Genomic DNA, 24,072 nt, shown 5'->3' with positions numbered 1-24,072 from the left:
CGCAGCCAGCTAGGTTTTTATTCTAGCCAGCCACGTGATGCCCGCCAGATGCAATTCGGCGGCAAAAAACCGTGTGTTTGGAGAGAAAACCGTGTCGCTGGCTGTTTCTGATTTGGTTTGCTACCGCAAGGGCTCCGTGTTCGCCCGCTGCGATTCTCAGGCGGACCACCTTCGTTCTGACGCCAGTGCTGTCGGTCGGGCCCTCCACGTACTCTCGCTGCTCTCCCTATGAAAGGATTCGCCGCGCATGTCTACGAAACAAAGTTGTGCTCTTAGTCGCCGGGCGGTGGACCTCCACAAGGCCGGGCAAACTCGACAAGCGATTGATGAGCTTCAGGAACACCTGGAAGAGCGGCCCCATGCCGCCAAGCTCTGGGAGCTGTTGGGGGTCTTGTCGTTTGCGATCAACGACACCGAGCTAGCTCGGGCGGCGATCGAACAAGCCAGTATCATGATCCCGCTTTCCGCGCGGGGACAACTGGTGCTCGCCAAGTGCTACGACGCACGGGGATTTCGTGAAGCCGCCGGAGCGATTTGCCGCCACGTCGCAACCCTCGACTCGTTGGACGACGAATTGATGGAACCCCTAGCCGCGGGCCTGGGCCGCTACGGCGAATATCAGCACGCGCTTGCCATTTGCCGGACGGCGGCGAAGCGCATGCCCGATAATCCCGAGCCGCTCAAAGGGATTGTGCATTACATGCGACGATTACGCATGCCGGTCGAGCGCATTTTGCCGACGCTGTTTCGCGCCCATCATTTGGCCCCGGAAGACAAGGACTGCCGAATTACGCTTGCTTGGCTGCTCCACGAAACGGGCCAAAGCAACGACGGGGCCGCGCTGTTGGAAGCGGTCGACTCGGACGAATTTTCCTGCATCCGTTGTTTGACGCTCATGCAACATATTTTTGAAGCCGCGGGTCACAGCGATCGCGCGACTGATTGTCGCAATCGGTTAATGGTGCTCGCGGGTGAGTGGCCTGGGGCTTAATTAACAGCATTACCAACACGGCATCGGGACGATGCCGGCTAACTAAAATTAAGGAATTCACATGTCGCGGTATACGGACCTAAGGCTCGCATCAATCGCCGTTTGGGGGGCATGATCTTTGAAAGCGCAGGGGCCATGCGTGCCACAGATCGCCGTCCGCAACCGCCCGGGATGGCACCGGCACCACGTAAGCTCTCCAAGTACGGCGAGTCGATGCGCGAGAAGCAAAAGATAAAATATTACTACGGCCTCGGTGAAAAGCAGTTGCATCGGCTTTACGACAAGGCCCAACGGCAAGCCGGCAACACCGGAGAAAATTTGCTGCTCTTATGCGAGCGGCGGCTCGACAGCGTCGTCCGCTTGGCGGGGTTTGCGAAAACCCGTCCGCAAGCTCGCCAAGGGGTCGGCCATGGGCACTTCTTGCTGAACGGCCGCCGGACGGATATCGCTTCGGCGTTGGTTCAAGCGGGCGACGTCATTCACGTGAAACGCAAAGGGCAGCTCGTAGATATGTATCGTGAGCTGCTCGCCAGTGGGGAACGAGAGAACGCCGATTGGTTTGCCGTCGACGCCGAGAATTTGCAGATCACGGTATTGCGATTGCCCACGGTGGCCGACATCACCTTACCCGTCGACGTGGGCCTCGTGATCGAGTTGTTGTCGAGATAGTAGATTTACTCCGTAAGTCATTCTGAGGGAGCCTAGGTCCGTCGGAGGCGGAAAGATTCTGGATTCAAGTCTTACGTGTTCTCAACGCGCAAGCGAGTTCGAACCAGATCCCTCGGCTCGTGGAACTCACCTCGGGATGACATAGAGAACGAGTTTTCAAAGGTTTATCGCCATGAAATATGAACATGAGAAAGGACCCTGCCTCTGAAGTTTTGCTGCGAATGACTATTAATGCCGACGCTTGGACATGACCAACCGGAGCGGCACTCACCCCATCGATTGTTTCTTCCTTTTCATCTCACCTAGTTTCCTACCAAGGTTAAGACTAATGAAACTTATGAAATTCTTGGCACCCGCACTGTTGGTTGCCCTCTTACTATCTTCCGCCGCGCTGGCAGGCTACACCGCCACCGGCGCTATGTTCATCGAACCCGCGGGTTGGAATGTGGGCGATGCCGGTTCAACGAGCCAAACCTGGGATGCACTGGCTGCGTCGACAAATAATGAGCCAGATGCAGGTTTCTACTCGACGAATCCTGCCATTGCGACGTTGCCTCTCTTGAGCGTCAGTTCCCCTGGTTTCCGTGCTAGCTCTGGCAATTTCTATTCGTTCAGTGGCAACTATCCCGTCTCGGCGAATATCTACAATCACGGTGCCGGCGCCGGCACACATGTGATCGTGCAAACGGCTGCCACTTTGGGCGGCACAGGTCAGACTGTACTTCCCGGTACGCTGCAAATCGTCGACCTGGGTGGTAGCCCCATCACCGGTGGTGCGAATTCCGCGGCACTCATCAATGGAGATGAGATGTTCAATGGAACCGTCTCGTCGAGCATGGGTGAAGTGACCTTGGCCGTGCAGATTTGGGAATTCTTCTTGCCGGGTTACGCAGGTGATTTCCGTGTGCAATTCACGGAAGAAATTCATTCGAGCTTCGACCAATTGCGCGTCGACTCGATGATCTCCGGCAAGGCTTTCGCGCCATCATTCGTTCCCGAACCAACTTCGCTGGCCTTGGCCGGTCTGTGTGCGTTCGGATTGGCGTTGTCGCGTAAGCGTCGCTAATTCCTTCCCGCAAAATGGGTCGCCCGCGATTCTCAAAGGCACTTCTACACACCGCTGCCAACAGCGGGCGGCCCTTTGTGAGATTTAATTGAAAGCACCAATTGCAGAAATTCCAAGTTTCTGACGGACTTCGTCAAGCGATAGACCTCCCGTGCGATCCTTAGCTTCAAGAAGCCGTTTGCGCATGGCATCACTCTTAAGCAAATAATACGTCTCGCGCTCCGATTCTATCGCGTGCCACACATCGATGGGAACAATGACCGCCACGGCATTGCCACTCTCGTCAGAAATATATTGAACGGGTGTTTCGGCGGACATGAAATGCTCCCCTGAGAAAACAACGACTTGAACTTATTTTAGTCGCTGCAAGCTGGAGGAGGTAGTTCGCTGATAAATCAAAAAAAAGAGGGCCGACGAGGAGCGGGAGACCTCGTCGACCCTCGGAGGGGGGAGACTTTAAGGTGGGACTTTTCTCGCGATCGACTGACCGTCTTGGCTCGGGCCTGGATTACCCGCGGGTCTGAGCCGCCTGTCGACCACATTCTCTTCTACCGCCCTTTTGTTAAGCAAAGGGGATGCCAAAACCGATCTACCCAGAAAAGGCCGACGATTTTGCCAAATTGTCGCAAGGCCTACGCTTCGCGTTGTAAATGTTGCAACGCACGGTTGTAGGATATGCCAACTCGTCAGAACTTTTCGACAATTCCCGGCGTACTAGCACTAGCTATCACGGTAAGACCGCCTATTGCGCGATCCACGGAACCGCTAGATTCGCTTCTTCGCTGGCCATTGTTTCGGACAAGACTGTCGGACTCGCTAGCTTCATTACACGTTAGGCCGCCCTCTATGTTTCACATTCAGAATGTCCGCAAGTCCTACCACGAAGCCAACGGCGAACTGCTGCCCATCTTGGATATCGACTCGTTTTCGGTCGGGGCAGGGGAGCAGGTCGTGCTGCGGGGCCGCAGCGGCTGTGGCAAGACAACACTGCTCAACTGCATCGCGGGGATGACCACGGTCGATTCTGGCAGCATCAAGATCAACAACACCGACATCGTCAAACTCCAAGAAGTGGGGCGCGATCGGTTCCGCGCTCGTTACATCGGGTTCGTTTTTCAAACATTCAATTTATTGCCAGCATTCACGGCCCTCGAAAACGTGCAACTTGGCATGTCGTTCACGGGCCAAAAGCCCGACGCGACGCGGGCGGAAAAACTGCTCCAAGATGTCGGCCTTAGCCACCGGCTCGATCACAAGCCCTCGGCACTCTCGGTGGGAGAACAGCAGCGCGTGGCGGTAGCACGGGCGCTAGCAAACAAGCCGGCACTTTTGCTAGCAGATGAACCGACGGCAAACGTCGATCCGGCGCATCAGCAGCAGATTATCGATCTCTTGCGCGAATCCTGTGACCGTGAAAACATTGCGATGTTGCTGGTGACGCATAGCACTGAGGTCGCCAGCCAATTTCCGCGCGTCGAGTATTTGGAACAAGTCAACAAAGCCGTGGGCTTGGTGACGGCTAAATAACTATGACCGATTAACGAATGGGTCATTCTGATAGGAGTTCTACGACGAGAAGAATCTTGCTTGAAGCCGAGAGGGGAAAGTCCAGAGTCTAGAGCCATGCAGTTCTGGGCTTAGACTCTCCACACTTGGCTGACTAGAACCTTCGGTCGGCGAGCCTCCCTCAGGATGACGAAATGTGCAACTCAAGCAGCCACAAACTACAGACTACTAACAACAGATAAAATATGAGCTTCTGGAAAATCGCCTGGCGAAATATCAAGCAGCGAGCACTCTCGTCTTCGCTCACCGGTTTATCTATGGCGCTCGGCGTGGCGCTGATGATTCTGGTGATCGTGATTCACGACGTCACGGTCGAGCAGTTTTCCAACGATGCACAGGGCTATCATCTGATCGTTGGCGGCAGCAAGGGGGGCGATCTGCAATTGGTCATGACGACCGTCTTTCACTTGGGCAGGCCGTTGTATCCAATTCCGTATAGCTACTTCGAGAAATTCACCGAAGGCGAATTTGCTCCTTATACGGAGGTCGCCGTGCCGTATTGCCTCGGGGATAGTTTGCAGGCCGACGGGCAGCAATTTCGCGTGGTCGCCACGACACCTGATTTGTTCGACAAAATCTCCTACGGTGCCAACGCCGATGGCACGAATAAGACCTACAGCTTCCAAGAAGGTCGCAATTTCCAAAGCGATCACTTTTTTGAAGCGGTCATCGGTTCAGTTGCTGCCCGCAAGACGGGTTTAAAAGTCGGCGACAAATTTCAACCGACCCACGGCATGAGTGCCGAAGGGGATAAGCACACCGAGTTCACCGTCGTGGGAATTCTTGCCCCCACGGGCACCGCCAACGACCGGGCCGTCTTTGCCAATATCGAAGGCTTTTATTTGCTCGAAGGTCATGCCCTCACTCCCGAGGAAGGCAAGATCGCCACCTCGGTGGATAAAGCTCTCAAGGATAAATCACGTTCGGAAGGTGTGGATCCCAACGATCCGAACTATGGCATGCAACCCTTGCCAAAAGATCAGCGCGAAGTCACTTCGATTCTTGTGCTGTGCAAGGAAGATACCGGCACGGAAGCGATGACGCTCGACTCGAAAATCAACAAGGGCCGCGACCGTATCGCCCAGGCCATCGCGCCTGGCTTTGTCGTCGAGCGATTGTTGCAGGGCATTGTTGGGCCGGTACAGATCGTGTTGTTCGTGCTCACGATCTTGATCATCATCGTGGCGGGGATCAGCATCTTGGTGAGCATCTACAACTCGATGAGCGAACGCTCGCACGACATCGCCGTCATGCGGGCCTTGGGGGCGAGTCGCACGGCGGTGATGGGTATTATCTTGGTCGAATCGATTTTGCTCTCGCTGTTAGGTGGTCTGGCGGGAGTCTTCTTGGGGCACGCCGTGCTGGGAATCGCCGGTCCGATTGTCGAGTCGCACACGGGGATCGCGCTGCGATTCTGGAACTTCAATTGGCAGGAAAGTCTGCTAATTCCCGGGCTGGTGGTGTTCGCCTCACTGGTGGGCTTTTTACCGGCGTTGACGGCCTATCGGACCGACGTCGCGCGAATCCTGGGAGGTGGGCGATAGGTCGTCCGGCGGGCCGCTTTGGTGTTCGCTCGGTCCCTGAAACGGTACAATAAAGTTTACGCAATTTTCGGGTGGCAAGAGATTATGGGCATGCACATTTCCAATTCGGTTCTTCGTCGCGGCACAATCCTGGCACTCGTATGTTTGCTGAGTTTTGGCGACATTCTGAATGCCTGGGCCTGCCCCTTCTGCGATGTGACTCAGCAAACGATGAGCGAAGAGCTTTCGACTGCCGACGCCGCGGTGATCGCCGTTCAGGTCAAACCTGCGGTACCGGTGGCCGACAAATCGGCTCCTGCTGAAGAAGATGGCGAGCGTGATCCCTTTGAGGAAGATGAAACGGGGGCCTACAAAGGCGCGGAATTCAAGGTCGTCGAAGTAATTCGCGGCGACTTCAAGCCCGGCGACATCATCGAGACGGTCTACTTCGGCGAAGATGCCCCCGACAAGCAATTTTTGATTCATGGGATCCAAGGCGACAAACTGGAGTGGGGCACGCCCTTGCCGTTGAGCCCCGCCGCGGTGGAGTATGTGAAACAGTTGCCACAGATTCCTCAATCGGGCCGCGATCGGTTGCATTTCTTCATGGGCTATTTGGAGAACAGCGATCCGCTGCTCGGCCAGGATGCCTATGACGAGTTCGCCCGGGCGCCGTACCAAGATTTGATCGATTTGAAAGACGCGCTCGACCGCCAGCAACTGGTCGACTGGATTTTAGATTCGCAAGTTGGACCCACGCGACGGCGTTTGTATCTGACCATGCTCGGCGTGTGCGGCACGCAAGAAGACGTGGCCATGCTCGAAAAGCTGCTCAAGTACGATTACGAATCGCTCAAGCCGGGACTCGCTGCGATGATTGGCGTGATGGACTTGGGGGGCTCGGCCATTGGTGCCCCGCTGGTCGACGAGTTGGTGCAAGCCGACGTACGAGCCAAACAGCAATGCCTCGACGCGTTGATTGCAGCCTATTTGAAACTCAAGGGCCCCGAGGGTTTAGAGGTCGTTGAAGAACGCTTTTTGAAGAATCCCAAAACCGAATACACGCAGCAGTATTCGACGATCATGGCTCTGCGATTTCACGGCGAAGAATCGTCGGAAATTCCCCGCGAGCGGCTCGTGCAGTCCATGCGACTGCTATTAGACAATGAAGAAATCGCCGATCAGGTGATCCCCGATCTCACCCGCTGGGAAGATTGGGAGATCATGGACCAGCTCGTGGAGAAATTTAAAGCCTCGGACAAAGATGGCTGGATTCGGCAGCCTGTAGTGTCTTACTTGCTAACCGCGGCGGAGCAGCCAGGAGCCGTTGGCGAAAAGGCCAACGCCGCCGTGGCGGAGCTGGAAGGGATCGATCCCGAAGGAGTGAAACGAGCTCGCAGCTATTTGGCATTTGGTTTGACACCGGGTGGAGGCAAGGCCGCCGCCAAGAAGACAACGGACGAAACTACAGCGGCAGAACCCGCGAAATCCGAATCTGACACGAAAGAGCCCAAGTCGATTGCATCCACCAAAAAGCCAGCTCCTGTGAAGCAAAAACTCACCAATGGCAGCCAGGTGTTGGCCGCCCCCAGCAAGATGACGATCATTGTCGTGCCGATCGTCGTAGGAATTCTATTGATGGGGTTGTTCAACGTCATGCTTCGCGGTGGCCATGCGAGTCATTCGCAAAGCAATTCGCCACAGCCTCCCACCTCTTAAGTTCTTATTCCCGTTTTAATTTTGTAATTCCCATGGCATTTTCTGAAGCAATCTCCGATTTCCCTTCCGCACTCGCCAGCGATAACGAACAGTTCGAATACCGCTCGTTCAGCACCAGCGCGATCGCCTCGGCCATCTTTGGCGTGTTGTCGCTGCTCACGATCGTGGCCGCTCGCGACAGCTTTGAATCGGCATTGATGATCTGTCCAATTCCCCTGTTGGGTGTGGTTCTAGGCATTCGCGCCTTGTCGGCGATTCGCGCGAATCCCGACCAAGTGAGCGGACGAAAGTTTGCCATCGTTGGCATTGCATTGTCGCTCGTGGGCATGTTGACGGGATTGAGCTACGCCGGCTACGTGCATGCGACCGAAGTCCCCGAGGGCGCGATCCGCACGTCGTTTTACGAATTTCGCCCCAGCGAGAACGACCTTGATGCTGGCATCCCGATCCCCAAGGACGTGCAAGCACTAGACGGAAAGCGAGTCTTTATCAAGGGCTACATGCGGGCAGATTCGACTCCTGTACGGCGTAACGTGCGGCGTTTTTTATTGGTGCGCGACAACAACCAATGCTGCTTCGGCGATTTAGCCAGCGTGAAATTTTATGACCAAGTGCTGGTCGATTTTGACGATAAGGTAACTACTGACTATTCGACGGGCCTGTTTCGGATTGCCGGGACGCTGCATTTGCGGCCCCAAAACGTCAACTCTCCTTCGCAAGCTCCCGTGTACACCATCAAAGCCGACTACGTGCAATGATCATGCGTTACGCATTATTGCTAGCACTGTTACTTGCTCCACTCGCTGGGTGCGATTCCGCCCCCGTTGTGGCTGGTGCTTCGGCCCCACGTAAAGTTCGCGCGGTAAGCAACACCCAAACCGTCGAAACGTCGTTTGACGACATCAAATTTGAAATGGAAATTGATGCCCCGTTCAAGCGGTCGCTGCTCACGCCGAAGATCGAAGATTTGTTCGGACAACGGATTAAAATTCGGGGCTACATGTATCCCACGCTCAAGCGTCGTGGCCTGACGGGCTTTGTCCTCGTCCGCGATAATCAAGAATGTTGTTTTGGACCCGGTGCGGCGTTGTTTGATTGCATTCGCGTGCAGATGCACCCCGACAAAACGGCGGAATATTCCATCCGCCCGATCGCGGTCGAAGGCGTTCTTAAATTCGAAGAGTTTGCCGATATGGATGGCACCACTCGAGCGATCTATCTGCTCGAGCAAGGCACGGTCGAGAACTAGCGAGCCGTCCTATTTTTCTTTCTCATCGTCGGCTTGCAATCCCAATGCTGAAAGCCATTTGCGGCGCGGTTTGCCGTCGGGAGTATTAGGCGCATCAGCGGCAGCTTGCAGGGCTGCCTGGAGCTTGTGCTCGATGTCGGACTCCTTACGAGCAAGAGCCGCGCGTTGAATCGACATCTCCATTTCTGCGGTCCGCAGCTTGTCGTGCCATTCCTTTTGCAGGGCTGCCAGCTTGGCACGCTCAGCGGCAATGAGCTCATCTTTATCAATCACTTCGTTCGATACGTCGACCGGCGCGATGGCCGCGATCGATTGGTCAGCCAACTGGGCTCGCAGTTCGGTAATTTCACGCTCTTTGTCAGCGATGACGCGGTCCGTGGTCGAGATTGTCTCTTCGATACTCATCCGCTCTTCACGACGCTCATGGGACAGTACCTCTTCATCTTCCGATTCAAGCGTGGCGAGCAACCGGGCTTTCTGCGATTGCCAATCCATGGCACCGCTTGTCGAGGCGGAATGATTTGCCGCCTGCGGTGCTTTGGCCAGTTTTTCGTGGAGTTGAGCATTCTCCTGCTTCAGATGGCGCACATCTTCGACGGCCATCTCAAATCGGCGCTGTAGATCTTCCATCCGGCGTTCGGCATCGGGATCGACGACTTGGGTCGGCGTCGCTTCGAGTTCAGCCACGCGGCTGGCCAGGGCGTCGCGTTCCACGCGTAAGCTCACCAGCTCGGGCGATTCGGCCTCGGATTTTTCCGGACGGCGAGTAAGTTCTTCCTGCAGTTCAGCGTTCTCACGCTTGAGTTTCTGAGCATCAACCAGCGCGAGTTCGAACTTCCGTTGGGCCTGCTCCAATTCTTCTTCGTGCGCGGTCGACTCGCTCAACTCGGCGATCTTTTCCTCGGCATTCTTTAGCAGTGCCGCGAATTGTTCCTGCATTTTGAGCGACTCGGCGAGCGTCGCTTCGGTTTCTTTATGCTGTTTGAGCAGTGTTTCAAATTCGTGCGCAAGTTGATTGCGGCTCTCTTCGGCGGCTGCACATTCTTTTTCGAGCCAGGCCAGTTCATTGACTTTCGCATCGTCATGCGTCGTAATTTCAGCATGAACTTGCTGAAGTTGCTCGGCCAGATCGTCGCGCTCGGCGGTGATCGAAGTCAGTTGATCAGCGAGCAATTGATTCTTTTTTTCGGCCGCCGTTTTCAACTCGGCCATCGCGGTGTCGGCCGCCAAATGCTGCGACACCAATTGCGATTCCGCTTCACGCAAGCGACTGAGATCGTCGGACAATTCCGTGACCTGGGCCAGTAACTGTGTCACCTGGTCGCTCGACTGCAACTCGCGCTGAGTCGCCGAGGCGAGCTTTGTCTCCGCATCACGGGCCGTCGTGAGTTCAGAAGTCAGTCGTTCGATCTCTGCTTGCAACTCATCGGCCTGCAATGCCGCAGTCGCTTCCCGGCTTTCCGAGGCCTCCAAGTCGGCCAAAGTTTCATCGAGCAGTTTTTGAATCTGCTCGGAGGCGAATTGCGATTGGGCGAGCAGGTCGTTTTCTTGACCCTGCTGGGTGGCAAACTCCGCGCCCGCCGCTTGCGACCTTAAAACTTCCTGGGCTAAGGCGGCAACCTTGGATTCGAGTTCCAAGATTTGCTGCTGAGCCTCAGAATTTTGTTCACTCACGGTAGCCAACTCGGCTCGGAGCTTCGTGCATTCCTGGCACTCTGCGTTACGAACAGATTCGATCGCGGCGCGAGATTGAGTGAGTTCCGCGGACAAACGCGACCGGGTGGACTCGCCATCGGATACCTGCTGCTCGAGTTTGGCCAGCGTGGCATCGCGTTCGGTGAGGGTGTCGCGCAGCTTTTGCAGCTGCTCATCGCGCAGGGCGAGCTGGGCTTCGGCTTCGGCTGCCTGTTCTTTGGCCATCTCCTCGGCGAGTTGCATGAGACGCGACGTGAGATCCACTTCGATGTCGCTCACCCGGCGACGATGAGTTTCGAGCTTGGCCCCCAAGCCCTCGCGCAAGGCGCGCAGCGCTTCACCGGTCTTTTGAGACCGATCGTCCGCGGCGCGAGAGCCTTGTTCCAGTTCGTCCATGAGCGAAGTTGCCGATACGAAGCGAGTGTGCACACGGGCATTGCGAACGGCCTCTCGACAGAGACCGCCGGACAATGCCGAGCGATAGTTTCCCAACCGTATATAGGTTGCCGCTCACGGTGGGTCAAAAAGCGTGGTTTTCCGAGTGACGGTGGTAGGGAATGTGCGGGTCAGGGTGGGAACTTTATCCCCTTACAACGCTCGAACTATGTCCAGCTATCAGAAAAGGTTAGAATTACGCTATCAGCATGAAGGACGCATTTATGGTCGCAAACCGCAGTCAAATCTTTAATCTCATCGAGCAGCACCATGAGCAGCTGCGCAAATTTGGCGTGCGCAGATTGCAATTGTTCGGCTCGGCGGTTCGTAACGAGCTTCGCACGGACAGCGATCTCGATTTTGTCGTCGAACTTGCCGACGACACGCTCGATTCCTACATGGGAGTTAAGTATTACCTGGAAGATCTGTTTGGCTGTGGCGTGGATCTCGTGTTAGCTGACACAATCAAACCGTTGCTGCGCGAACGAATCCTGGCGGAGGCCGTCGATGCCCCGGGATTCCGTAATTATGAATGTCCCGAAAGATTGCCAGTAATTTTAAGGTAACCATCTTCGCCTAAAATGAGCCTGGGCGAATTGTCATCAAATGGAACTCGTACTTCAACTTTTCTGCCAGTAATTGTTCCTAGCGATTGATTTTGAACATACACTAACAAATCCCATGAAAGGCAAATCAGATCCAGGATTTCTCCATTTACGGCTTTTATGTCAGCAGAATCATTCCGAAACACGCCTTTGTCATACTCATGTGCTATATCGCTAACCTTAGCGATCATTCGACGATTAATGCCTAATAAAGTAACTCTCACTTTTGCAGTCTGAGGCAACAAACATTCGTATTCTTCGAGCTTTCTGAGCCAATCGTACGTATCGAGACTGTATGCCAACTCTCGCAAACTTTGTAATTTTAAACGTGGCGTCTCTCTGCTTAATGCAACAGAGTACTTTTCGTACTTAATCGGTGCGTTACTTAGCATTTGGGTAATGTCGATTAAACATTCATGATAGTTACGTATAGAAGTAGTAATTGCGATTCGTGCATCATTTAATATTGAATTCACAAGTGCGAGATTTTGGATTTTGGCGGCAGAGCGATGAGCGAAATACCAACCCAAAGCCGTCACGATTGCCGTAGCAATGACTGCTACTATTGATACCCAGAGAGTGGCTAAATCTATACTCATTTTTTGTTTCCTAGGTACTGGGTTCGATACATCGCGTCAATTTCCCTCGCGAAATTCTGTGAAATTACCTCCCTACGCAAACTGAATTTCGCGGTAACTTCGCCCGCGTCGAGTGAAAAGTTGCGCGACAGAATCGTGAACGGTCCCACTTGCTCTTCGTGGGCCATGTCGGCTAGCAGGCGGTCGACTTCACCGCGGAACAGTTCGCGAACTCGGGGATGTGTCACCGCTCGGCGTTTCGACCAGACCCACAGGCGATGGTCCTTGATGAATTTCTTGAGGGCTTGTGGATTGGGAACGATGAGCGCCGCCAAATGGCTCTGGCCGTCCCCCACCACGCACGCGGTCTCGACATAAGGCGAGCCCGCGAGCTGTTGTTCCACGGCACTGGGGCTCACTTTTTTGCCGGTGGTCAGGACAATCAAGTCCTTGTGACGGCCCACGATCCGCAAGTTACCGGCAGCATCGAATTCGCCGAGATCGCCCGTGTGCAGCCAGCCATCGACAATCGCTTCGCGCGTGGCGGCTTCGTCCCGCCAGTAGCCCAGCATCACGTTGTTGCCACGCACAAGGATCTCGCCACGGTCCGAAAGTTTGACTTCGACACCTTCAAGCAGCCGACCCACGCTGCCCGGGCTGTAGTTCTCTTTGCGAGTCGCCGAAACCACCGGCGCGGCTTCAGTGAGGCCATAACCTGAAAGTAGCGGCAAGCCTTGTTCTGCAAACAGCCGTTCGACTTCCGGCGCGACGGCCGCCCCGCCGCAAAAGCACAAACGCACCTGCCCCCCCAGCAATTCCTTGAGCGCCTCAGGATGTTTAGCTTTGCCAGCGACATGCAGGGCTTGCGCTACTTTTTGATAGAAATAGGGCACACCATTAAGAACCGTCGGTTTCACAATTTGACAATCCCGCAGGATCGTCTCGCGACTCTCGGCGAGAACGATCCGCGTCCCGCGGTAGAGCCACGTGTAAAGATCGCACGTGCGGGCGTAAATGTGGCTGAGTGGTAGAAAGCAAAGCCGCGTTTCTTCATGCGGCGAGCCGACGGCTTCGGTCGTGGCAATGGCGTTGCTCGCCAAATTGCCCTGGCTGAGCATCACGCCGCGTGGATGGCCCGTCGTGCCGGAAGTGAAAAGGATGGTGGCGAGGTCAGAGGATTTTGGATTTATGATTTTGGATCTATGATTTTCAGAATTCCTTAACAGCTCTTCATGTGTCACGCATGAGATTGACCCTTTCGACAAAAATTGTGAGTGGGCTTCTCTAACTAACAGCTGAGGTTCAGCCAACGCAATTTGCTCACTAACCTGCGTCATTGGCAATGTCGCATGGAGCGGCACATGCACGGCTCCCAGCGTAAGAATGGCGAGATCGGTGACAATCCAATCGTAACTATTGGGCGCGACTTGGACGACGCGATTCCCCGTTTGAACTCCCGCGGCTTGTAACCCGGCTATCGCTCGCTGCACGTCGGCGTTGAGTTCCTGCCAGGTTTTCCAGGTGAGCACGCCGTTGCGAATTCGTCCCGCCGCCGGTTGTTCCGGTCGCCGCGCAACGGTCGCTTGGAAAAGGGCCGGGATGGTGGAATTGGTGGGTGACGGCATAATCACACCCCATTGCACTTAAGCCCGAAGTTGCCCGCCGAGTTCCTGGGCAAGCGCGGCGACCACTTTGTCGCGAACGCCGTCGGCTTCTTCGTTCGTCAGCGTGCCAGTCGCCGAGCGTAGCTGAATCGAGAACAGCAAGCTTTTTTTGCCGGGGCCAAGCTTATCAGCACTGCGATATTCTTCCTGGAATGTGAGGCTTTCCAGCAATTCGCCACAACCGGCGCGGACGATCCGCTCGACGTCGGCCCACAGGATTTTCTCTTCAACAACGAGGTTCAGATCCCGCGATACCGGAGGATAGGGCGAAAGTTCCTTGGCTCGCCGCACCAAAACGGCCGCTTCGATCAGCACGCCAAGATCGAGCTCCGCGACGGCTGTTTCACCCCGGAGTTCAAACTGCTCGCGGCCTTTTGGGCTGACCATGCCGAGATAGCCAAACAGCTTGTTTCCGAGTTTGAGTTCTGCGCCCTGCCCTGCCGTGAAAAATGGCGCATCGTACGATGTCGCAGCGAGCTGCACGCCGGGGGCGATTGCCGTGACCAAGGTTTCCAGAATGCCCTTGAGTTCCAAAAATCCGCCGCCACTGGTGAGACCCAGCATCCGTCGCTGGTTGGGCAAACCGCCGGTTTGTGGCAAATAAATGCTGGCGATTTCAAACAGCTCGATCACGCTGTTGAACAGCGTTTCGTTCGTGCGGCGGCTGGCCAACAGGCTTGGTAGCAATGTTTGCCGTAGGCAATTCGCCCGGCGTAAAACGGGTGTGCTCGTTGAAAGTGGCTCGGCGGTCGTCCACGGACGAAACGCATCGACCCATTCGCGGTCGACGGTACTAATCGTCATGGCCTCGTCGAATCCAAGCGACGTCATGGCATCGCGGACCTGATCGAGCACGCGATCTTCACGGCTACGGGTCGAAGCAACCATTTTGACCCCCGCATCCTCGGGGATTTCATCGTAGCCGTTGATCCGGCCTACTTCTTCAATGAGGTCGATCTCACGGGTCAAATCGGCTCGCCAACTCGGCGGCACGACTTTCACGCAATGATCGCAAGCGTGGGTCTCTTCGTTGCCCAGGGCTTTTAAGATTTGCCGCACCCGGTCATCGGGAATCTTGATCCCCAAGACACGTTCGATCTGATCGAAACGAAGTTTCACCTGTTCGCGTGGCTGGGGCTGTGTGCCGACATCGATCACTCCCTCGGCGAGTTCACCCCCCGCGAGTTCCAAAATCAGTTCGCAACAACGCCGGCTAGCCCAGTCGATCCCCTCGGGGTCGACTCGCCGTTCAAAGCGATAGGATGACGGGCTGTGCAGATGTAACCGCCGTGCCGTGTTTCGCACGGAAAGTGGGGCAAAATCGGCCGATTCAATCAAAAGATCAACGGTCGAATCGGAGACTTCGCTCGTCGCGCCACCCATCACGCCAGCGAGAGCGACCGCCTTTTCGCCATCAGCGATGACGCAGGTATCGGCCGCCAGTTCGTAGGTTTGGTGGTTGATGGCGGTGAATTTCTCGCCTGGCTTGGCACGGCGAACGATGATCTTGCCGCCGGCCAGTTGCTTGAAATCAAACGTATGTAAAGGTTGGCCGCATTCCATCATTACGTAGTTGGAGATATCAACCACATTGTTGATCACGGCGATGCCCAAAGTCCGTAGTCGGTCAGCGAGCCACTTAGGGCTCGGTCCAATCTTCACGCCCCGAATCACGCGAGCAGTGTAGCGCGGGCACAAATCAGGACATTCAACCGTCACGCTCGTGAGTTTCGCAACATCCGACCCCTTCGCTTGCGGCTTAGCGGCAGGAATTTTCAGTTCGCAGTCCCAAAGCACCGAAAGCTCACGGGCAATCCCCACATGCCCCAAGCAATCGGGGCGGTTGCTCGTCACCTCGACATCGATGGCCACGTCATCCCCTACCGGATGAAACTCTTCGAGGTTAAGCCCCGTGAGCGTCAAACGGTCGGTCAGCTGCTCGACGGTCATCGTTAGCGGCACGTATTCTTTCAGCCAATTCCAGGAAACGATCATCAGAATTGCTCCAGGAATCGCACATCATTTTGATAAAGCGCACGGATGTCGGTGATCCCATGCTGCCGCATGCAGACTCTTTCAACCCCCAAGCCGAAGGCAAAGCCGGTGACTTCGTCGGGATCGTAACCGACGGCACGCAAGACGTTGGGATCGACCATGCCTGCGCCACCCATTTCCATCCAGCCACCCTGCCAATTCATGTCGACTTCGACACTCGGCTCGGTGAACGGAAAAAACGAGGGGCGAAAGCGGATATGGACTTCATCGTCGCCGCCAAAATAACTCTGGCAAAACAGCCGCAAAACGCTCTTGAGGTCGGCCATCGTCACGCCGCGATCTACGAGCAAACCTTCGATTTGATGGAACATCGGGTAGTGCGTGGCGTCGGCCGTGTCGGGGCGATAAACGCGACCCAGCGAAATGATTCGCACCGGCGGCGTCGTCGATTCCATCACGCGGATTTGCACGGTGCTCGTCTGCGAACGCAACAACAGCGGCGAGCCCTCATTCTCCGAAGACTCAGGAGCGGGCGGTGCAGCATCACCAGCATTGGTTGAATGCGCCACGCTCAAATAAAAATTGTCGAGCGGATCGCGCGCGGGGTGAATCAACGGGATGTTGAGCGCTTCGAAGTTATGCCACTCGTCTTCGATCTCGGGACCTTCCACCGCCGAAAATCCGAGCCGCCCCATGATTTCCTTCATCGAGCGAATCGTCTGTGTGATCGGATGCAGATGCCCAAGGCGTTTCGCGCGGCCAGGAAGGGTAACATCAAAGGCTCTGGCTGTTGTTGTTTTGCCCGAGCCAAGCCGTTCTTGCGCGACCGTAAACGCTGCTTCGATGGCCGTTTTGACTTCGTTGAATTTCTTGCCGGCGGCGGGTTTATCGGTGGGCGGCACCGAACCCAAGCCCTTTTGCGCATCGCGGAGCTTGCCGGCTTTGGCCCCCAAATAGGCCACGCGAGCCGCTTCAAGCGCAGCAGCATCCGATGCGCCGGAAAAGTCGCTTTGCGCAGCTTGGGTAAGTGAATCAAGGCTGGCGAGAAATTCAGCGAGGGCCACGAGTCTGTGCCTCCGCGGAATTAGGCAGCCAAGGCTTCGCGGGCCTTTTCCACGACGGCGTCAAAGCCCGCTGCATCGTTGATCGCCATTTCGGAAAGCGTCTTGCGATCGAGATCGATGTTGGCTTTCTTCAGGCCGCAGATGAACTCGCTGTAACGCAAACCCCGTTCGCGAACGGCGGCGTTGATGCGGATGATCCAGAGCTTGCGGAACTCACGCTTACGGACGCGACGATCGCGGAACGCAAACGCGCCAGCACGCAGCAACGTTTCCTTGGCCGTACGCAACAGATTGTTGCGACCGCCACGGTAGCCCTTGGTCTTTTTGAAAAGACGATTCTTGGCCCGATTACGGGCACTGCCTTTAGTGGTTCTCATCGAGGGAACCCTTTACTTTTCGGTGTCGCGCCCAGGCCTCTTCACACGGTGGAAGATGTTCTGTTGCCCGGCGTGCTTGATCAGAGTGGTACGAGTCTCCGACTCATATTCGTTGCGAAATGCGGCTCGGAAAGTCGCACCACACTGTTAGTAGCTGTTGCCAGCCAGAGCAATTTTGATGCTCTTAATGTTGGCTTTCGCCGTGGCATCGGTGCCACGCAACTGACGTTTGCGCTTTTGGCTCATGCGGGCGGCCAAATGGCTCGTGCCAGCTTTGCGGTGCATAGCCTTGCCGGTGGCAGACAAGCGGAAGCGCTTCTTGGTGCCTTTGTGGGTTTTCTGCTTGGGCATGTCACACACTCCAACAAGGATCGATACAAATACGGAAGCCCCGCATTCTAGCAGAATCCTTGGGGCTGAAAAGGGCGTCCAAGAAGAAACGCCGCTAAGCCGCAAGCGGCCGCTTGCGGCTTAGCGGCGTTAAAAATCTGACCCGAAAACGGCTTACTTTGGCGCCAAAATCAGCACAATCCGGCGGCCTTGCATCGAGGCTTCTTGCTCGACCTTGGCATCTTCAGCCAGTTCCGCCACAAGCCGCTTCACCAGCTTGAAGCCTTCGTCGACGTGCGCATTCTCGCGGCCGCGGAAAATGACCGAGCAAATCACCTTGTCACGGGCCTTCAAAAACTGCCGCGCGTGGTTGACCTTGGTCATGAAGTCGTGATCGCCGATCTTCGGGCGGAGGCGAATTTCTTTGTTCTTGCCGTGATGCGTATGGCCCTTGGCTAGCCGTTTTTTCTGCTGATATTTGAACTTACCAAAGTCCATAATGCGACAGACGGGCGGCTTCTCCAACGGAGCCACCTCGACCAAATCCAGGCCAGACTCGCGGGCTCGTTCAAGCGCCTCATCACGAGTAATGACGCCTAATTGATCGCCTTCCAGTCCAATCACTCGCAAAGGAGATGTACGAATCTGTTCGTTGATTCGTTGCTGTTTCGTTTCGATCGCAATTGCCTCCGCAGGGTCTTTTAAAACTCAATTTCCGCCAAATCCGCGTAACATCACAGTATTGGTTATGCAGGCGGCAGTCGTCAACTCACGCCGAGATTAACTTTTGCAAAGCCTGCTTAATTGTTCGATTGCCGAGGTCTTTTGTTCTGTGGCCGAGGTCAGAGACCTCGGCTACGGGAATGCCTAATACTCGTTCTTCACGTCGCGATCTACCAAGGCCGGGCCGCTGCTGTCCGCCACCTGGCGAACCGTCTTGGCGTCGACTTCCTCGCGTAACTTGGCCAACGCCTCGTCGAGCGCCAAGGCTCCCAGGTCACCCTCGATCCGATCCCGCAGCGTCACGGTGCCATTTTGGGCGTCTTTTTCACCCACGACGACCATGTAGGGAATCAAGGCCAACTGGGCCTCGCGAATTTTCGCTCCCAGCTTTTGGCCTCGGTAATCGCCGGTTACCCGGAAACCAGCCGCCTTGAACCGCTCTTCCACTTCCCGACCGTAGGTCTCGGATTTTTCGCTCACTGTGACGATGCGAGCCTGCTCGGGAGCCAACCACAGCGGGAATGCCCCGGCAAAATGCTCGATCAACACTCCCACAAAACGTTCCATCGAACCGAGCGGCGCTCGGTGAATCATCACCGGCCGGTGGGGTTGATTGTCAGCACCGATGTACTCCAGAGCAAATCGCTCGGCACTCGGCAGGTTGTAGTCGAGCTGCACGGTCCCCAATTGCCATTCGCGGCCAATGCAATCGGTCACCACAAAGTCGATTTTCGGCCCGTAGAACGCCGCTTCGCCCGGCTCAGGCTCGCGACCTGGCAGGTTCATTTCCTCAGCCACGCGCTGAATGGCGGCTTCGGCCCGGTCCCAGACTTCGCTGCTGCCGACGTACTTGTCGCTGTCGGGATCTCGGAAACCAAGCCGCACGCGGTAGTTTTCCATGCCCAGTGATTTCAGTACAGTCAGTGTCATTTCCAAGCAACCACGGACCTCATCGGCGACCTGCTCTTCGGTGCAGAAAATATGGGCGTCGTCCTGGGTAAAACCACGCACGCGGGTCATGCCGCTGAGTTCGCCCGATTGCTCGTAGCGATAGACGGTGCCAAATTCCGCCAGGCGCACCGGTAAATCGCGGTACGAACGGGGTTTCGCTTTGTAAATCATGATGTGATGCGGGCAATTCATCGGCTTGAGAAGATACCGCTCCCCTTCGCCCGCCTTTTGCCCTTCACGTTCGCTCAAATCAATCGGCGGGAATTGGCTCTCGCTGTAATACGGAAAGTGCCCGGAAATCTGGTAAAGCTCGATTTTGCCGATATTCGGGGTGTAAACCGCGTCGTACCCCCGGCGGCGGAGCTCGCTCTTGAGATAGTCTTCCAAGGTCTGGCGAATGACGGCCCCCTTGGGCAGCCACAGAATCAAACCCGAACCAACGACCGGGCTCACGGTGAACAGCTCCAGCTGCTTACCAAGCACGCGATGATCGCGGCGTTTGGCTTCTTCCAACAGCCGTAAATGATCTTCGAGTTCCTGTTTATCGAAGAACGCGGTCGCATACAAACGTTGCAACTGCGGCCGCGAGGAATCGCCCTTCCAGTACGCTCCCGCAAGACTCAACAGCTTGAACGCTTTGCCAATGTGAGAAGTGCTCGGGATATGCCGGCCACGACAAAGGTCGAGGAATTCTCCTTGCCGATAGAACGACAATTCCGCCTCATCGGCCAAGCCTGATTCAATGTGCTCGACCTTGAATTCCTGCCCCAGTTCTTGACACATAGCCAGGGCTTTCGCTCTATCCACGTCCAGCCGCTCGAAAGTCAGATCTTCTTTCACGATCTTGGCCATCTCAGCCTCGATCGCGGGGAAATCCTCTTCAGAAAGCGGCTTTTTTAGCTGGAAATCGTAGTAGAAGCCGGTTCCGGTCGAAGGGCCAAACGCGAGTTGCACGCCCTCATGCAATCGCATCACAGCCTGCGCCATCACATGCGCGCACGAATGTCGCAAGATGCCGAGCGCCTCGGGGTCGCGCTTGGTCAGCAATCGCAACTGCACTTCGCCATCGTTCGGCAAAGGAGTGGTCAGATCGATCTGCTTGCCATCAACTTCGGCAGCAATCGCGGCTTTCAACAGGCCCGGGCCGATCTCAGCTGCGATTTCACGAGGAGTGACAGAACTAGGGTATTCACGCCGACTACCATCCGGCAAAGTGACTTTTAACATGTTCGGTTACGCTGCTCGCTTGATCGCTTAGGGTGGGGAAAGACTGAACTTGGGAACTCGGGAGTATAAGGCGTGCCATGCAAGTCGGCCATCGCGAGTTTTCCGCGTGACAACTCAAGCGTTATCCGGCCGAATCGCAAACGCCTCAGTGACGGCACCCATTCGTTCGTAAAGCAGGTCACCGACCTAATCTCAATAGAATAAAGATAGTTTTCGCGCCCCAGTGGTTCACAGAGGGCTGCCGGAATAGCGAGTGCTAGCACTCGGCACAAAATTTGCGCTGACGCACTTTTAGGACCGGCGAAGAGTCCAGGAGTGTCGAGGAAAAGCCGCAATTTCTCAAGTCAGTCATATCCAACCCATTATTCGCAAGTGATTACCCCTCAAGAAGAAACGCCATTTTCCCAGTGAGGCCGGATTTTTTTCCCAAAATTTCTCTCCCTTACCATTGCCAAAACTGTTGCAAGCCTGCAATTCCTTGGTAAAGTGTGAGAGGAATGGCAGATCGTCTGCCGTTGATGGGTTTCTTGTCTTGTCAGTAATTCCGGAGTTTTTAGCCGTTTTTCGCTGAGAAATGGACACCACGGTGACTTAGGGCAGTTTGGCCCGTGGGAAGTGTGGCTAAGTTTCGAATGATTTGCTGTTAAATCAGCCGGATTACACACGCGGGGGCAGAATCTGAATTCTTAATCGATTTTTCGCGTGCACGCCGCGTTCAGCGTCAGTACAATGAACGCAACCCCAACAAACAAGGAATTCTAGTAACAAGATTTATCTTCGACCTATTGAGATGGGGAAACTGGAGTAATGAACATGAAGCGAAGCCTACTAATGTCTTTCTGTGTCGTTGCCATCGTGGCAATGTCCCTTGGCCAAGCAATGGCCACGATCAGCCTTTCTTTGAACCTGCGCTACACCGATCCTGCCAGTACAGCTGCAGGCGGTAGCTGGGATCTCCTGGCCAGAACCGACAGTGCCAATGGCATTTCGGCTTTGGTAGTTGTCCTCGACAACATCAATTTCGGATCCGTCACCTTCAACCCAGCCATTGATGGAATCCCCATCGAGACCAGCCAATCGGGCACTCTGACCGAAGTCGTCTGGGGCTACGATGTCAACGCCACAGCTGGTGTTGGTAAGTTTGCCAATGTTGGTAAGGGTAATGGAACTCCTGGCAATGTTGCCAAGGACGACCTGTTTATCACTGCCCCTAATTCCTACGACAACATGGCACTTATTATGTCTGGCACCTTTGGTGCAACTCGCCCATCGTTCGGCACTCTTCCTGGTGCTGGTGGTGGTGCTACGACTGGCCAAAGCTGGACCAGTGCCGCCATGACTGCTGGTGGTGCTGAAGAGGCTATCGTTCTCTTGGGTGGTGACGGTGTTCGTGGTGACTCGGTTGCTGTTGACGGCCTGAAGCTTGGTGATACGAATCGCGATGGTATCGTGAACGTAACTGACCTCGGAACTTTGGCGACCAACTGGCAGCTTTCGCCTCGCACTTGGGATCAAGGCAATTTCAATGCTGCCTCAGATGCGATTGTTAATGTGACGGACCTTGGTTCGCTGGCTACCAATTGGCAGCTATCCACCACGCCGCCCGCATTCGCAGCTGTTCCCGAGCCATCCTCAATTTTGCTGAGTGCTTTGGCTATGGCTGGATTGTTTGCCCGCCGTCGTCTGGCCTAATTGAGATTTTGGTCAGAGCTGAGGCAAATAGTGGTAATTATTTGAATTGCATCTAAGATGTTTGGGTCGATAGACCTAAAAAAACTCACTAAGAAAAGGATCGTATAATGAAAAGATTTTCCTTCCTGTCTGCTTTCGGAGTCTGTGCACTCCTCGCGACAGCTGCTAATGCTGGTATTGTCGGATCCGCAACGGTAGTTGCTCCTCCTTTCGCTGCTCCTGATGCGGCCCTCACTGGCTTTGTTGCTTACCAACTATCGATTGCCACTGATGACGGCTCCTTGATTTCTGCTGTTGACGTGAGCATGCTCGGCAAGTTCCACCAACGTTGGTCGGATACCGATTTTGATGGTATCCCCAATCCAACTCCCAACGGTCCCGCTTCGAATGGTCGTGGCGATACGCATCTCACTTTGATCAGTGGTGCACTTGTTGGTTCGGCCCCGACCGAGAATAACAACATTTTCCCAAGCCCGCTTCCTGATGGTGTTTTCGATTATGGTGTTGGCACGATCCTGGGTGGTGCTTGGGGTATTCCTGGCCCAAGTCAGACGACTGGTGCCAATCTGGCTTACATCGTGATTCCAGAAGGATCTATTCCAACCATGTCGATCAATGTTCAAGTGGCGACTTCCAATGGAACATTCCCACTTGACCTGGGTGACTTCTTTGTTTTGGTTCCTGAGCCAAGCAGCATGATCATGGCCGGTATGGGTCTGATTGGACTAGCTTTCCGTCGTCGTAACGCCTAAAGCTTAGTTCGAGAAGTAGTATTAAACCGATTGAGCCCCTTGTGATGCAAATCACAAGGGGCTTTTTTATTGCACTTTGTGATTGAGTGAATCGTCCTGCAGTATTGACCTGTAAGCCGCAGGTAGTACTCAGGCTAAAGATCACATCGCTTATTAAGTCAGGCGACGTGTCTAAGTATTGTAGTAAAACACTTGATGCGCCGATGACCTTGGCTCGTTATGTGAAGCTGGTCGGTGATTCAGGGTTATCAGCCCTTGCCCCACGTATTATCTACGCTGAACCATGTTCATCGACTTTGGTAAATCCAAGTGTTTGGAGTTTTTTTGGCGTCGGTGTTCATTGAACAGCTCAAATACTTTCCTTGTGAGATAAGCCAGCCTTTGCACGATTCAGCTACCGGCGTCTCGTAGCAACTACTTTTATTAGTAAAAGCCACTTCAAGGGATATGTATTTTGGTGTGTAGGGGCAGATAACAGACATCCGCAGGACCGCTGACATGTATGCGACAACTTGCTTCATTCTGTGGCTGCTGGGAATATCGAGCAGTTCAACGTCACCCGCTGATGCAAGGCCTGAACGTTGATCCAGTCCACATACAATTGTGTCACAAATCCCGTGGAATTAGCGGCGCACTTGGAGAGCGTGTGGCTTCAAACGGCCTAGGGCACTCGATCTATTGATTACTGTCTTTGGGAAATGTGACCTAAGATTGGATCACATTGGTCTTGGCCAAAGTCTCATCAAGGATGACCACACGTTCAAAATCAGATTCAGTCACTGGATCGGCCAGTGGCGGTGGGCCTCAACTTCAGTCTCGGTTTCCTTATCAAAATGCGATAAGCCTCTTGTTTGCTATTCACGCCACAGCTCGAAGACTCGGCGGAGCACTATTTTGAAACTATCCAAACAAGCCTCTTCCGAGCGGCGGTCTGGAGCTTTCGCGGATAAATGTCCGGCCGGGCGTCGATGTTCGCCAAGAGCCATTCGACACAGATTTCCGAACAATAGCGGCGGTTGCGTGTCGTCGGGGGAGCAAAATTGATTGCTCTCGACTCGCTCATCACGTTTCGGTTCCAGCATATCTGAGACGGGAAAGCGTAATTCCATCGCACATTTGGCACCAGCCGCAAATCTGGACTGCAAGAAATTGTGGCGAAACTCCGTGGAATAAGCTTCCAACAGGCCACCGCCTCTCGGTG

At 54.9% G+C, this 24,072-nt stretch carries 20 protein-coding genes and 1 pseudogene; 11 read left to right on the top strand and 10 right to left on the bottom strand.

The features are described 5' to 3' along the window. Positions 1–247: 247 nt before the first annotated feature. The 3 genes and pseudogenes from SH678x_RS19525 to SH678x_RS19515 all read left to right on the top strand — a co-directional run bounded on the left by SH678x_RS19525 (position 248) and on the right by SH678x_RS19515 (position 2,726). Positions 248–991 carry a tetratricopeptide repeat protein gene (locus SH678x_RS19525; RefSeq protein WP_496920132.1) on the top strand — a complete coding sequence of 248 codons (744 nt, stop codon included), beginning with the start codon at positions 248–250 and terminating at the stop codon, positions 989–991. A gap of 81 nt (positions 992–1,072) precedes the next feature. Further along, positions 1,073–1,660, top strand: a pseudogene (gene rpsD / locus SH678x_RS19520) (30S ribosomal protein S4); the annotation flags it as partial. 328 nt (positions 1,661–1,988) lie between these two features. Continuing rightward, a complete protein-coding gene (locus SH678x_RS19515) occupies positions 1,989–2,726 on the top strand; it encodes a PEP-CTERM sorting domain-containing protein (protein ID WP_496920131.1) in 738 nt (245 codons plus the stop codon). Between the two features lie 84 nt (positions 2,727–2,810). Here SH678x_RS19515 and SH678x_RS19510 read toward each other — a convergent pair whose 3' ends face one another. Next, positions 2,811–3,044 carry a hypothetical protein gene (locus SH678x_RS19510; protein ID WP_496920130.1) on the bottom strand — a complete coding sequence of 78 codons (234 nt, stop codon included), beginning with the start codon at positions 3,042–3,044 and terminating at the stop codon, positions 2,811–2,813. Between the two features lie 528 nt (positions 3,045–3,572). On the opposite strand from SH678x_RS19510, the gene SH678x_RS19505 reads away from it, so the two are divergent. The 5 genes from SH678x_RS19505 to SH678x_RS19485 all read left to right on the top strand — a co-directional run bounded on the left by SH678x_RS19505 (position 3,573) and on the right by SH678x_RS19485 (position 8,783). After that, on the top strand, positions 3,573–4,253 hold the full coding sequence (locus tag SH678x_RS19505; protein WP_496920129.1) for an ABC transporter ATP-binding protein: 681 nt from the start codon (positions 3,573–3,575) through the stop codon (positions 4,251–4,253). A gap of 224 nt (positions 4,254–4,477) precedes the next feature. Next, positions 4,478–5,836 (top strand): ABC transporter permease, encoded by a 1,359-nt coding sequence (locus SH678x_RS19500; RefSeq protein WP_496920128.1) that lies wholly within the window; start codon positions 4,478–4,480, stop codon positions 5,834–5,836. Between the two features lie 90 nt (positions 5,837–5,926). Then, positions 5,927–7,534, top strand: a complete 1,608-nt coding sequence (locus SH678x_RS19495; protein WP_496920127.1) for a hypothetical protein — start codon at positions 5,927–5,929, stop codon at positions 7,532–7,534. A 32-nt stretch (positions 7,535–7,566) separates the two neighbouring features. Further along, positions 7,567–8,292: a DUF4190 domain-containing protein gene (locus SH678x_RS19490; RefSeq protein WP_496920126.1), complete on the top strand. Its 726-nt coding sequence runs from the start codon at positions 7,567–7,569 to the stop codon at positions 8,290–8,292. Between the two features lie 2 nt (positions 8,293–8,294). Next, positions 8,295–8,783: a hypothetical protein gene (locus tag SH678x_RS19485; protein ID WP_496920125.1), complete on the top strand. Its 489-nt coding sequence runs from the start codon at positions 8,295–8,297 to the stop codon at positions 8,781–8,783. A gap of 9 nt (positions 8,784–8,792) precedes the next feature. Here the strand turns inward: SH678x_RS19485 and SH678x_RS19480 are convergent, their stop codons facing one another. Continuing rightward, entirely contained in the window at positions 8,793–10,874 is a 2,082-nt protein-coding gene (locus SH678x_RS19480) for a coiled-coil domain-containing protein (protein ID WP_496920124.1), read from the bottom strand. Between the two features lie 248 nt (positions 10,875–11,122). On the opposite strand from SH678x_RS19480, the gene SH678x_RS19475 reads away from it, so the two are divergent. Beyond that, positions 11,123–11,479, top strand: coding sequence for a nucleotidyltransferase family protein (locus SH678x_RS19475; RefSeq protein WP_496920123.1), 357 nt, complete (start codon positions 11,123–11,125; stop codon positions 11,477–11,479). On the opposite strand, the gene SH678x_RS19470 is transcribed toward SH678x_RS19475, so the two are convergent. The 8 genes from SH678x_RS19470 to thrS all read right to left on the bottom strand — a co-directional run bounded on the left by SH678x_RS19470 (position 11,440) and on the right by thrS (position 20,427). Then, positions 11,440–12,117 carry a hypothetical protein gene (locus SH678x_RS19470; protein ID WP_496920122.1) on the bottom strand — a complete coding sequence of 226 codons (678 nt, stop codon included), beginning with the start codon at positions 12,115–12,117 and terminating at the stop codon, positions 11,440–11,442. The two genes, SH678x_RS19475 and SH678x_RS19470, sit on opposite strands and share 40 nt — an antisense overlap. Then, positions 12,114–13,721: an AMP-dependent synthetase/ligase gene (locus SH678x_RS19465; RefSeq protein WP_496920121.1), complete on the bottom strand. Its 1,608-nt coding sequence runs from the start codon at positions 13,719–13,721 to the stop codon at positions 12,114–12,116. The genes SH678x_RS19470 and SH678x_RS19465 overlap by 4 nt, the downstream gene beginning before the upstream one ends. A gap of 18 nt (positions 13,722–13,739) precedes the next feature. Continuing rightward, the gene (pheT, locus tag SH678x_RS19460) at positions 13,740–15,755 is read right to left on the bottom strand and encodes a phenylalanine--tRNA ligase subunit beta (protein ID WP_496920120.1); all 2,016 of its coding nucleotides are present in this window, start codon (positions 15,753–15,755) and stop codon (positions 13,740–13,742) included. Then, positions 15,755–16,819: a phenylalanine--tRNA ligase subunit alpha gene (gene pheS, locus SH678x_RS19455; RefSeq protein WP_496920119.1), complete on the bottom strand. Its 1,065-nt coding sequence runs from the start codon at positions 16,817–16,819 to the stop codon at positions 15,755–15,757. The genes pheT and pheS overlap by 1 nt, the downstream gene beginning before the upstream one ends. Before the next feature lie 20 nt (positions 16,820–16,839). Further along, positions 16,840–17,196, bottom strand: a complete 357-nt coding sequence (gene rplT / locus SH678x_RS19450) for a 50S ribosomal protein L20 (protein WP_496920118.1) — start codon at positions 17,194–17,196, stop codon at positions 16,840–16,842. Between the two features lie 147 nt (positions 17,197–17,343). After that, positions 17,344–17,547, bottom strand: coding sequence for a 50S ribosomal protein L35 (rpmI, locus tag SH678x_RS19445; protein ID WP_496920117.1), 204 nt, complete (start codon positions 17,545–17,547; stop codon positions 17,344–17,346). A gap of 153 nt (positions 17,548–17,700) precedes the next feature. Then, positions 17,701–18,204, bottom strand: a complete 504-nt coding sequence (infC, locus tag SH678x_RS19440) for a translation initiation factor IF-3 (protein ID WP_496923086.1) — start codon at positions 18,202–18,204, stop codon at positions 17,701–17,703. Between the two features lie 189 nt (positions 18,205–18,393). Beyond that, positions 18,394–20,427: a threonine--tRNA ligase gene (thrS, locus tag SH678x_RS19435; protein ID WP_496920116.1), complete on the bottom strand. Its 2,034-nt coding sequence runs from the start codon at positions 20,425–20,427 to the stop codon at positions 18,394–18,396. A gap of 831 nt (positions 20,428–21,258) precedes the next feature. On the opposite strand from thrS, the gene SH678x_RS19430 reads away from it, so the two are divergent. Both SH678x_RS19430 and SH678x_RS19425 read left to right on the top strand, forming a co-directional pair. Next, positions 21,259–22,119 carry a PEP-CTERM sorting domain-containing protein gene (locus tag SH678x_RS19430; RefSeq protein ID WP_496920115.1) on the top strand — a complete coding sequence of 287 codons (861 nt, stop codon included), beginning with the start codon at positions 21,259–21,261 and terminating at the stop codon, positions 22,117–22,119. A gap of 107 nt (positions 22,120–22,226) precedes the next feature. Further along, positions 22,227–22,871 (top strand): PEP-CTERM sorting domain-containing protein, encoded by a 645-nt coding sequence (locus tag SH678x_RS19425; protein ID WP_496920114.1) that lies wholly within the window; start codon positions 22,227–22,229, stop codon positions 22,869–22,871. Positions 22,872–24,072: the final 1,201 nt, after the last annotated feature.

Source organism: Bythopirellula superficialaquae, assembly GCF_059632245.1.
The sequence above is the reverse complement of the archived record's forward strand: the minus strand, read 5'-3'. Positions and strand labels throughout refer to the sequence as shown.